Raw genomic sequence first — 12,024 nt, 5'->3', positions numbered from 1 at the left:
CTCTTCGACTTAAATAAGCCAACCGATAAATAGAATTTACATTTAGCCATTTTGTAACTTTTATTAAACATCTGGCTATGGTTTATATTTATGCCTCTCAACATGCTCCCTATGTTTAAGCCACGATGGTTAAAATCATCATTATTAACATATAGAAACACTTAATATTTGTATTATTTTAACACATGCAAAAAAGTGAGTTTCTAAGGTTTGTGAATATGAGAAGTACGTCATGATTGATTTAATACACAAGCCCTAAATTGAGATATTCATAACATTTAGCTATATACTTGGGCCATTAGTCAGAACTTTTTGATAGATCTCACAGAAATCTGACTCAATAATAAATACCATATTTGTCATACATTAATTTAATACCATGTAAGGTATTGGTTTGTGAGCCACGGGTACATTGGATGTATCCAGAATAAAAAAATAATAGTGAGACAAAGGTATGAATTCTGTTACAAAAATTTCTGCAGCTGTTGCATGTACTCTTTTAGCGGGCACAGCTACTGGTGCATCTCTTGATTATCGTTACGAGTATCGTGCTGCGACGGATTATACAAAAACAAATGGCGACACGGCTCACGTAGACGCTCGCCATCAACACCGAGTGAAGCTAGGTGAAAGCTTTAAACTGTCAGATAAGTGGAAGCACTCAACGGGCCTTGAAGTTAAATTCCATACTGACGATTCTTACTACGACGCAGATTCTGGCGAAGTTAAATCAGCGAACAGCCAGAGTTTTTACGGTGGCAATTGGTACATCTATGGTATGGAAATCGATAACACTGCGACATACAAAATAGATAACAATTGGTATCTACAAGTGGGTATGCCTATTGCTTGGGATTGGGATGAGCCTAATTCTAACGATGGTGACTGGAAAATGAAAAAAGTCACTTACAAACCACAATTCCGCGTTGGTTATAATGCGGATATGGGATTAACGACTGCCATTCGTTACCGTCACGAGTATGCTGATTTCCGCAACCACACTCAATTTGGTGACAAAGATTCAGAAACTGGCGAACGTTTAGAATCAGCTCAAAAATCCAAAATAACGCTAACAGGTGCATATAAAATTGAGTCTCTACCGAAGCTTGGTCTTTCTTACGAAGCAAACTATGTAAAATCTTTGGATAACGTACTTCTTTATAATAGTGATGACTGGGAATGGGATGCTGGCTTAAAAGTAAACTACAAGTTCGGTTCTTGGAAACCTTTTGCTGAGATTTGGTCTTCTGATATCAGCTCATCTTCTAAAGATCGCGAAGCAAAATACCGTGTTGGTGTTGCTTACTCATTCTAATTAGAAATAGTCAATTTATAAAATACCCTCTCCTCTTGTAAATTTTTGGGGCATATTTTAAGCACTTTATTTAAATAATAGGATGTTCTAATTAACGTTAGTTTCATCCTAATAAATATTTAACGACTATTCATTATCTACTTCTTATGTGATTTACATATGGATTTAATATCATAAAGAGAATATTTTATGCAGATTTCTAAAGTCGCTACAGCTGTTGCTCTTTCGACAGGTTTATTATTTGGTTGTAACAGTGACGGTTTACCTATTCCGACGGATTCAGGTGATGGCAGCCAAGAGTCAGTACTAACAACAGGTTACTGGCAAATCAGTGATGGTAACTCTTCTTCAATTTCCGCGTCATCAAACGCTGATCTACCAAATGTTTATGTTTTCCAAGAAGATGGCAATCATAAATACTATGACGATGATGATGACTTAGGTACTTACACGATTAAAGATGCAAGTGCTTCTACTAATAATTATGATGAAGAAGCCGGTACGGTCTCTTTCACATATTATGAAACAGGCACATCAACGATCGAAATTCTAGATGGTGTTTTTTCTTTCGATGACGCTGGTGCTCTGAATATTTCAGATAACACCACTGGCATAGACTACTCTGGTTCAGACCAAACTGCGACTGACGCCGTACAAGAAGCTATCAGTGAAGCCAATGAAGCAAATGGTATCAATGGCTACGTTCAAATCTTGGACACCAACAATGGTGGTGTAAAGAATGATGTGGGTGAACTACGTTTGAAATTGTCTGACAGCAGCACAGGGGCAACAGTAGACAGTATCGCATCAGGAAAGGTAACCGTTGACTTAATCTACCAAGTAGATGAAAACACCGAGCAAGAAGCGAATGGTTCAGGTAACAACGCTTATATTAGTCTCTACGCTTCTGGTACTTCTAACACTAATTTACACGGCGAAGTTATTTTTAATGCTGGAGAAATTTTCTACCGTTCCACGGTTACCGATAGTAGCGGTAAACCTCAAATTCCTGATGAGCCTGTAGGCACTTACACTTTAGGTGAAGATCTCGCGGTTGAAATCAGTTGGGCGAGCGGTTACTACACATTCAAAGTCAATGACACTGTATACGACAATAGCGGCAACGGTTTTGAGGCTTTCGACAAAGCTGCCGTTACTATCGTGTCATTGAAGCTTGGTGATACTTCTAACACAACACACTACGAGTTAAACGCTGACAACTTTAAAGTTTATTCGAATGACACAGCTTCTGATGAGCTAGTGTTTGAAGATAACTTTAACAATTACCCGAATGGCCAAGCGCTATCAGGTAATCCGTACAACAACAATACTGCGGAAGCGACAGTTGTTGTTGATGGCGGCAATACTGAGCCTGACCCAGATCCAACGGACAACCAGGTGGCGGCTATTACTGATACGGATACTAGCGATACTGGCGAATTACGTTACAAGTTTGATTCAGGCATGACGACGGGTACACATAAAGTTTCGATGTACTATGATGCTGCTGAAACTGAGTCTGCATATGTTTCTTTATTTGATTCAGCTAACTCTACCAGTTCATTAATCGGAGAATTCAAAATTGATGAAGGGAAGATCACACTCCGTGGTGAAAGCACTCAAGTCACGACATTCACTCCAGGTACATGGATTGACCTAGAGATGTCTTGGGACACATCAAGCTTGAGCGCTGCTGGTACTTACACCGTGAAAGTCAATGGTACAGAGTATGGTCCTTATACATCACAAAACACTAATCCAGGTGTGGAAGTCACTGCGACAACCATTAAGTTCTCATCAAACAGTGGAACAGCGGATACGACTTTATACGTCGACGACTACAAGGTTTATTCCGATACAGCAGGCACGACTGAAATTTTTTCTGATGACTACGAGAACTACAGTATTGGCGCAGATTTAAGTGCATCGCCATACAACTCAAGTACATTCTCTGCAGTTGTTGCTGAAGATCCTCTGAATGCTGAGTAGTCAGTTTAGTTAACTTAAAACTCTGTCAAAAATGCCGTCTTAGTGACGGCATTTTTATTTCCATTCAACTTCACTAAATCATTCATTTGGCAAAACTAACTCGCAAATAGCCCACTGACACTCTCCTTTAAGAGACTTGCCAATTCATGACAAATTCAAACCTCGAAAGCTCATCAATCGCCGCGTTGACTTCTCAATGTCATCAAGTATTTATGTTGCTTTGGTACATGTCACTTTTAACCAAGGCTAGAAATGGCTCTGTATAATCCTGTTGCAACTGCAAACTCCTCCCTACATCGAAACCAAGAAAACTAACCTGTTTACATAGGGTTAGGATTAATCACGTTCTAAAAACCAACCTTAAACACCTAGCCATGAGTGGTTGAGAATACTTCATGTGTAAATACAAGCTCGTACGAGCGACCTAAGCTTATCGTTCCCAGTATCATTGCATGTAACCGCTATTTACTAAGATAGGCACGTGAGGCGAATGGGAAGCTGTATTGAAGATTGAGCAAAGGATAGGGAGGCAAATTTAGAACTGAGCACCAAGGCCAACCACTAGCCCTCTACTTGATCTATTTAACGGCCTAATATTTCCTCTACCTAAACAGCAGGCACAAAAAAGCCTCCAAACCCTGAGGCTGGAGGCTATTGCGATAACTTAAATATTAAGTGTTATTCGATCAGATTACTTTTGGTATTGATCGTGCGATACGTCTAGCTGGTAGAAAGTCGCTTGTGAGTAATCGTCTAGGTCGCCGCTGATGTTTTGGTTGTAAACACCTGCTTTGAAGTACATGTACTTGCCGCCTACGTCGTAACCGCTGTTTCTCATATCAACCACTTGTACAACGTCGTCTTTGCCTTCACGCATTAACGTTACAGTCATCGTGTTGCCTTTAACGTCAATACGGTAGCTGAACACTTCGCCAAGTGCGATACCATCGTCACCCACTTCAGCCGTCATGTCGCCCACTAGAGGGTAGAAGTCCTCTTTAGTTGCATCTTGGCTTTCGTGTGCGAAGTAAACCGCACCCGTTGCTTGGTTTGGCAGTTTACGGTAGTACAAACGAATTGGTTCATCGTTTTGATCGTGAATCTGACCAATGATAAAGCGGCCTACTTCGTTCGCATTACCTGTTGTTGTTGCGTGATCGATTTTCAACGTTGCTTCTAAAACGCCATCAATACCAGCAGCAGCTTCTAAGTCAGACTCAGGTGCGCTTGAGAATACCCAGTTGTTCTTGTTAACACCTTTAGTGCTAATAGACTGGTCACCACGGCGCATCATTTCGCGAAGCTCTGTACGCGCATACTTAGTATTTTTAGAGGTACGAACACCTTTCACGTAAGACTTGAAGACTAGACCACCATCGTCAGCTGTGTAGAAGATCTCTGGGTGTTGGTAACCGTTTGCAAGGTTCCACTCAGAAACATCATCAGGCTTACCGTTTTTGTCATGGTCGAATGGTTGAGATAGGTACCAATGCGTCATGTCAAAGTTTTCGCTTGGCGCGTTACCTGCAACTGGTGTCGCTGGCAGGCCTGTCGGAACTGGCAGTGCACTGCGTGTGTCACATTCAACTGAGGTCTCACAAGGGTAAACCGCTGCTACACCAAAGTTACCTGAACGAAGATCTTTGCGCGCATCTTTACGTGCTTTTTCCACTGCTTTCATTTCAGCGATAATAACTGCTTCTGCTGCTACCACGTCTGAAGTGATGATATGGCTAGCAGGACATGCGTTAATGTTACAGTTAACCGCAGCTAACCCTGTCACACTGTTCCAACCATTTTTGGTGTTACCGTGACCAACGTATCTTACGTAGCGCGCTTGCACTGCTGGCTCGAATTGGAAACGCTCTAGGCCGATCGCTTTACCTGAGCTCAGTTGGTTTTCAAGTACGGTTGTCCAGGTTTCACCATCGACACTTACTTGAATATCAAATTTAGACTGGCGCTCGTTACCTTTGCTGAAAGATGCTTGAACCGCATCAAATTCTTGAACTGAACCATAATCTAGCATTGCCCACTCACCGTCACCCGCTGAAGACCAACGTGTAGTTAGGTCTTGGTCAATGAGACGATCAGGTCCGTTACCATCATGGCTACTAGCGGCAACAGCAACTGGCGTCAGAAGCGCTTCACCAGTTTCTTTGTTATTTGGGAAATCAACAGTCGGTGTGCTCGTGCTCGCACAACCAACTGCAAGTAAAATAGAAGAAGCGAGTAAGGTTTTTAGAGTAATTTGTTTCATATCTAATCCATTATTATAATACAAAGACAGCGTTCGTAAGTGAAAGATAAATTGGCAAACACGAGCTATAAGGCGTTTTCTCTCTCAGTATTTGCGATAACACAAAAATATTACGTAATCTTATAATACAAATAAAACACTTCGTTGAATAAATGAGACTGGGAACACTTTTCGCTTTTTCCATACTTTAACTGGATCACACTTCCTATTGATAAAAGACAACATATGAAAATTTAGAATGCGAAATGGGCTATCAAGGGCGAAAAATCCGAGCGGTAATGGTGAGAATGTGCATCACTCGAGCAGAGCATTTATCGTTCAGAACATCTCATTTAACAGTGTCGCAGCAGTTAAAAAAAGACCACATTGTTAGGAATCAATATGGTCTTTAAAGCAGTCATTGTTGTTACTCAAACGTTAGCTAATTCAAATAGTGTTCAGCTCTAAGAGAACTAAAGCTCACATCAAACACTTCACCCGCATAGTCGCTATCAGGCTTAAATTGTGGATAGATGCCTGCTTTGAAATAGAAAGCGATGTCTGTCGATGTCCAATCTGATGTTAACGAAACCGTGTCCCCATCTTTATCTGTGTAATCTTGTCCCCAAGGGATTAAATGAGAAACGGTGTTGGTTCCATCTAAATCATGAGTCGCCAAGTAGATACCGTCTTGATTGGCACGAATCGTATATCGCCACTCTTCACTTGCCGAATAAGTCCCTAACTCGACACTGAACGGGTCACAATGATTACAGTCTTGGTTGTTGCGCTCAAAATCAGAGTTCAGTATCACTCTTACTGGCTTACTCTCGCCTTCCCATAACAGTTTCACCAGTGCTTGATTGATCTTCCAACCATGGATTTGTCCAAGTACCACTTTTGGATCTTGATTGTTGATGTTCGGGTAATCTTCAATTCGCAAGCTTGCGGTTAACTCGTGACTGGTAGCGTTCGTTCTAGTGTCGTCCAAATACCAACTTGTATCTTCATCGCTGGTGCTACAATCCGGTTGAACACTGCTTTGATACAACTCCCTGAGCTCAGAGCGAATATAGCTAGAGTTTTGGGTAGAGGTGCCGTATCCCATATCCGCTCTAAAGTGCATTCTTCCTTCATCAGTATTGAAGTAAGAAAGATCAATATCACTGTCGTACACATCGCTGTCATTTGAAAGAAGATCTTTACTCGATTCACAACGTTCTGGTTCTAACTCAGCAGCACTGTCACCACCGCTTCCATACCAATCATTCTTACTCGGTGGAATAGTCAGCTTCCAATCATTAATGTCCCAATCGTTTGATCCATCGATTTGAGTCGTGGTGTATCTCAACGCCTGATAGTAAGCAATCGCTTCACCATTCTCAAATTGGTTATAGATACCCGCTTTGAAGTAGCTCAATAAATGCTGCCAGTAAGCGATGTCTTGATTCACTTTTACTTCATCATTCACTTTGAGCGACAGTGTGTTCTCATAAACAGAAAGATCAAATTTGGTAAAACTGTCCAATTCCGCCTCACCTAAATCGTAGCGATTGTATGACGTGGCATAACAATCCGAAGAGTCAGCAGCGCTGCTACAATCAATGGCATTGTTTTTCATGACTGCCCAGTAGTGACCTGTGAGGCCATCTCGTTCTTGCTCCCAAACCACACGCAATAGCGGATGAGGGATATAACCCGTACCACTCTCATCAGTCCCCTTATTGTGTATCTGCAGCAACGTCACTTCATCATGATCAGCGGGAGAACTCGCCATGGCATGCTCAATATCAGGCAAACTTATTTCCGCATACAGACTGCGCCTTACGCCCGCTTCGTTGATATCGAAGTTTTCTCCCTCACGAACTTCAGAGCGCATCTTGTAGTTCGTCATTTTGAAGATAAGATTTTCCGTCTCTTCATCAGCATAAAAATAATCACTGACATAACCATCGAAGTTACCATCTTTGACTTCAGAGGTTTTATTGCCCTCCTCTCCATTAGGATCAGAGACCTGAAGATCTGAGCTGGAAAGGATGTTTTGATACTTGGTAATATCATAGGGAGCAACAACACCAGCGGGCATTCCTGGGTTATTGGTATCGGAAGGATCACTGCTGTCACTGGAGCTGCTTCCACCGCAGCCATACGTAAGCGAAGCGAGTACTACGACGAAGATTGGCTTATTCACATTTATCTCACTTATCCATAAGAATAGAGTGACAATGTATATTTGTACTATTTTATGTCAATTATATATTTATCAGAATGTGAGATGCGGCAAATGAAGTGGGATGAATGAGTATTGCGTAGAGTTAGACTCAAGAAAAACGCAGAAAGGCCACTCTAAACTCGCAAGCTATTGAGTGGCTCTCAGATCAACAACTAAACTTAGTATGTTGATTTTTAAATATAAATATTAGAAAAGTTAAACCTTAAAGCTGCTCATCAAGTCACTAACGCTGCCGTTAAGTGTTTTGATTTCTGCTGATTCAATCAACTGATCTTGGCTTAGCTTATTAAGCTCCTCAACAAAGCTTTCAATCTTATGCATGTTCTTAGCAATGCTCTGAATAAGGGCGTTCTGCTCAACAGACGAACCCGAAATATCGTTATTAAAACGACTTACCGTTTCCATCTGTTCCGTTAGCTTGGCCAACATATTTACCGCTTGAACCACTTGGGCACGCGTCATTTCACAGTTACTTTTGGTCAACTCAATCGATTTAACCAAACCATCTGATTTAGACTGCAAGCCAGACAGCGCTTCATCAATTTCAGAAGTACTGATTTGAGTTCGGTTGGCTAACGCACGGACTTCATCAGCAACCACCGCGAAACCTCGGCCATGCTCACCCGCTCTCGCCGCTTCAATTGACGCATTCAATGCCAGCAAATTAGTTTGTTCCGCAATTCCTCCAATCACAGACACGATAGACTGGATGCTCTGCGTTTCATTCGCCATTGAGCGAATATCATCAGAGGTGGTGCAGACTTGCTTCTCAAGATCACTGATATAGGTTTCCGTCACGGTGTTAATTTGTTTCGTCTCATCACTGAACACAGCGGCCTCTCTTGCTGCTTCTGCCGCCGACTGAGAACTCTTCTCGACTTCGTTTGATGCTTCAGATAAGCCGTTAATTGCAGAGACCACTTGAACCGTTTCATCAGTGTGAACTTTCAGTACATCGCTGGTTTCTTTACAACCTTCACGAATACTCAGTACCTTAGTATCGAGATCCGAGTTCTTAAATTTGACGTCCTTAACCATCTCTTGCAGACCAATGATGAACAAGTTGATGTCTTTGGCGATATGCCCTAAGTCATCATTCCCCTTCTCAACAAGCCTTTGAGTCAGGTCTCCGTTACCTTGAGATAGATCGTGGACGATTTTTCTCAGTGACACGATTGGGCGGTAGAAGCGATTCAGCAGTAAAATCATCAATATCACCGAGCCAAGCACACATGCCACGATAAGGATACGCGCACTCGACATCACGCCATTCAACTGATTGAGCGCGAGTTCAGGATCGATACTAGATATCATGTACCATTCTTTCTGGCTGCCAATATCCACTTTCTTGGCCATCAAAATTCTCTGGTTGCCATCAATCACACCCTCAATGAATTGGTCAGGCTGTTCAATGGCACTATTGAGTCTCATCTGAGTATCTGCAGAAGATATATTGCTTTGCGGAAGTACGTTTTCGACTGTTGAAGCGACCACCATCCCTTTCTCGTCGATAATAATGCCTTTGGCTTCGTAGATACTGTCCAGCTGTTTAAGCTGAGTTTCCAAATCGTCAAAACGTATGTCGGCCATGATGACACGATCTTGGTATGAGTAGGTCACACCGATCATAGGCACTTGAGTACTCTTAGTGAAAAACAGATCACTAAAAGATAAGCCTGATTTCAATTTGGCTTGTTGATACCAAGGTCGAACGGTTGGATTGTATTTTTCTTTTATCCCTACACCGTTAGGAAAAGACTCTGAAGGACGAGAGGTATAAGAACGGCCGTCGTCAAAACCCACCACAATCTTGTCAATGCCACCCAGCTTTGCAGCATAATGCATGAGTGCTTCATTCGGCACTTGGTATGGGGATTTCATGAACTCTTGTGCAACAGAGTTAACGGTATCGATGGTGCGCTGAACGGTATTTTCTATTTGATTAATTTCTATCGTTAACGAGTGATCAATCTCGTTATAAATCGTTTGGTTTACTTGATCAGTCGCCAAGTTAAGCGTGAACCAGTTCGTAAATGCCAAGGCACTGGAACTGACGATCGCCACCATTAAAATCAATTTTCCTTTAAACCCTAGAGACAATTTTGAATTCATAAAACTCATAATCCATATCAACCTATGTCTATTATTTTTATCCGAATGAAATGGTCATTTTTTAGATATTCGAAGATACGGGAAGCAAAACTTGTTCATGCCGTTCCATCGTCACAACCATCAATTTAATTAATATTGTATGTTTAATTGACTGCACTTTCTGTGAGCAATCTTGACATATCAAAACTGGTTAAAATCACCCTGTGACATAGGTATCATTTATGAGTTTGAACTTTTAACATGATTAGAAAGGAATAATTAACCAATTAAAAATGATCAACTTTCAGATAATTACCTCACAACTTCGCCGATAATGCCTCCACTCAAATTATTCATGTCACTTTCGGTCACCTGACTAGGAAAGTGAGCCTTAGGTCACATTTTCACTAACCAACCATTCACTCAAGGCATTCAATCTTAAAATTTATTTGTAATACAATAAGCCTTAAGTTATGGTGTATTTGAATCATAACTTAAGTTCTTTCTGGATGCTTTTGTTCAGTTCAAAGTGATAATTGAAGCAGCCGCTTTAAGGTCATTGAACTCGTTTAACGTAGAAACTGTCGGGGGATCTCGTTATTCGTTTTTTCACTTTCTATTGATCATTTGTTTTTCCAGACGGCTCGTCCGAACATGCCCATACAGTCACCAGCTGTGTGGGTTTTTTTTACTTTCTTTTCAGACCCGATATACGAGCGGTGTTAAGCCATCGCCAACAATCAGTTAAGTGCACTGGTTTAAGCTTGCGAGGAAAAGTGAGTGAGTTGGTGCTAGAAGGCTTTGAATTTACAAATAGATATAGATATAGATATAGATATAGATATAGAAACAAAAATAGGAATTGAGGCAGTAACAAAGTTGAACAGAGTTTTGAGTAGGTGTAGCTGAGGAAGTAGAAGTAGAAGAGTTTAACGAGGGAACAAAGGGTTGGGTATGGCAGATAAAAACGAACCTCGCTGAGGTATCGCCGCCTAAAAAGACAGGCAATACCCTAGCGAGGTCGTACGTCGATTACTTCTCTAGTTTAGCGAAGTAGTCGAAGATTACTGGTACGTCGTTGTTACCCATTCCTGCGTCAACAGCAGCTTGTAGGCTAGTTGCAGTACCTTGAGCAATTAGAGACTCAGTACCTAGCTCTTCACAAAGAGCAAGGAAGTAACCAAGATCTTTGTTAGCGTTAGCAACAGAGAAACCTAGCTTCTCTTCGCCGTCTACTGCGTAGAACTTACAGAATTGCATGAATGGTGAGTTAGATGGACCTGCCGACATGATGTCAAACAGTTGTTGGCCATCAACACCAGCGCGTTGAGCAACAGCGAAAGCTTGAGACATAGTCGCAACAGTCGTCATACCCATGAAGTTGTTTACAAGCTTAGTAACGTGACCAGAACCTAGAGCACCTAGGTGGAATACGTTTTCGCCTTGCTCTTCAAGAACAGGTTTAACTTTGTTGAAAGTTTCCATGTCGCCAGCAGCCATGATGTTCAGAAGACCATCTTTAGCGTGTGCAGGAGTACGGCCTAGAGGTGCGTCGATCATGCCCGCGCCTTTTTCAGCTAGAGCTGCGCCGATTTTCTTAGTAGAAGCAGGGATAGAAGTACCGAAGTCTACTAATACTGCGCCTTCTTTGATGCCAGCTAGAACGCCGTCTTCGCCGTAAACGATTTTTTCAACAACAGCTGAAGTTGTAAGACAAAACTGAACGATGTCACTTGCAGCAGCTAGTTCTTTAGCAGAAGTGAATGCAGTCGCATTGCCGCGATCTGTAACGCGAGCAACAGCTTCAGCGCTTAGATCCATTACGTTTACGTGGTAGCCGCGCTTTTGTAGGTTTTCAACCATGTTGCCGCCCATAAGACCTAGGCCAATGAAACCGATTACAGGTTTAGTCATGTTCAAACTCCAAATATAGTATTGTATGATTATATGGTCATTATAATAACGACGTCTTTTCCGTTACGCAATAGTTTTAGGGTAATCCTTCAATGCTTAGACGCAAGTTGTGACGGGGATTCACTTTACGAGAAAATATGGTCACGCTTTGTGCTTACAAGAGCGATATCCCAATCAAAAAATAACCTATTGATGAAATAATGCACTCTAAATGTCATACGATTAATGAGAATAAGCCACTCC

Annotated in this window: 6 protein-coding genes; 2 read left to right on the top strand and 4 right to left on the bottom strand. The window is 41.7% G+C overall.

Going from position 1 to position 12,024, the window contains the following annotated elements:
* Nucleotides 1-454 precede the first annotated feature (454 nt).
* Together LMH68_RS14320 and LMH68_RS14315 are read left to right on the top strand one after the other, a co-directional pair.
* Nucleotides 455-1,315: an oligogalacturonate-specific porin KdgM family protein gene (locus LMH68_RS14320; RefSeq protein WP_229647045.1), complete on the top strand. Its 861-nt coding sequence runs from the start codon at nt 455-457 to the stop codon at nt 1,313-1,315.
* A 189-nt stretch (nt 1,316-1,504) separates the two neighbouring features.
* The gene (locus LMH68_RS14315; protein WP_229647046.1) at nt 1,505-3,304 is read left to right on the top strand and encodes a hypothetical protein; all 1,800 of its coding nucleotides are present in this window, start codon (nt 1,505-1,507) and stop codon (nt 3,302-3,304) included.
* Between the two features lie 691 nt (nt 3,305-3,995).
* Here LMH68_RS14315 and LMH68_RS14310 read toward each other — a convergent pair.
* The 4 genes from LMH68_RS14310 to LMH68_RS14295 all read right to left on the bottom strand — a co-directional run bounded on the left by LMH68_RS14310 (nt 3,996) and on the right by LMH68_RS14295 (nt 11,781).
* The gene (locus LMH68_RS14310; protein WP_229647047.1) at nt 3,996-5,564 is read right to left on the bottom strand and encodes a polysaccharide lyase family 7 protein; all 1,569 of its coding nucleotides are present in this window, start codon (nt 5,562-5,564) and stop codon (nt 3,996-3,998) included.
* A 421-nt stretch (nt 5,565-5,985) separates the two neighbouring features.
* Complete coding sequence (locus LMH68_RS14305) at nt 5,986-7,734, bottom strand: polysaccharide lyase family 7 protein (RefSeq protein ID WP_229647048.1); 1,749 nt, start codon at nt 7,732-7,734, stop codon at nt 5,986-5,988.
* Nucleotides 7,735-7,971: 237 nt separating this feature from the next.
* Nucleotides 7,972-9,843: a methyl-accepting chemotaxis protein gene (locus LMH68_RS14300; protein ID WP_102428434.1), complete on the bottom strand. Its 1,872-nt coding sequence runs from the start codon at nt 9,841-9,843 to the stop codon at nt 7,972-7,974.
* A gap of 1,056 nt (nt 9,844-10,899) precedes the next feature.
* A complete protein-coding gene (locus LMH68_RS14295; protein ID WP_004733521.1) occupies nt 10,900-11,781 on the bottom strand; it encodes an NAD(P)-dependent oxidoreductase in 882 nt (293 codons plus the stop codon).
* Nucleotides 11,782-12,024: the final 243 nt, after the last annotated feature.

The organism is Vibrio sp. F13 (assembly GCF_020806305.2).
GTDB lineage: Bacteria > Pseudomonadota > Gammaproteobacteria > Enterobacterales > Vibrionaceae > Vibrio > Vibrio crassostreae_C.
This window is presented reverse-complemented; position numbering and strand designations above follow the sequence as displayed.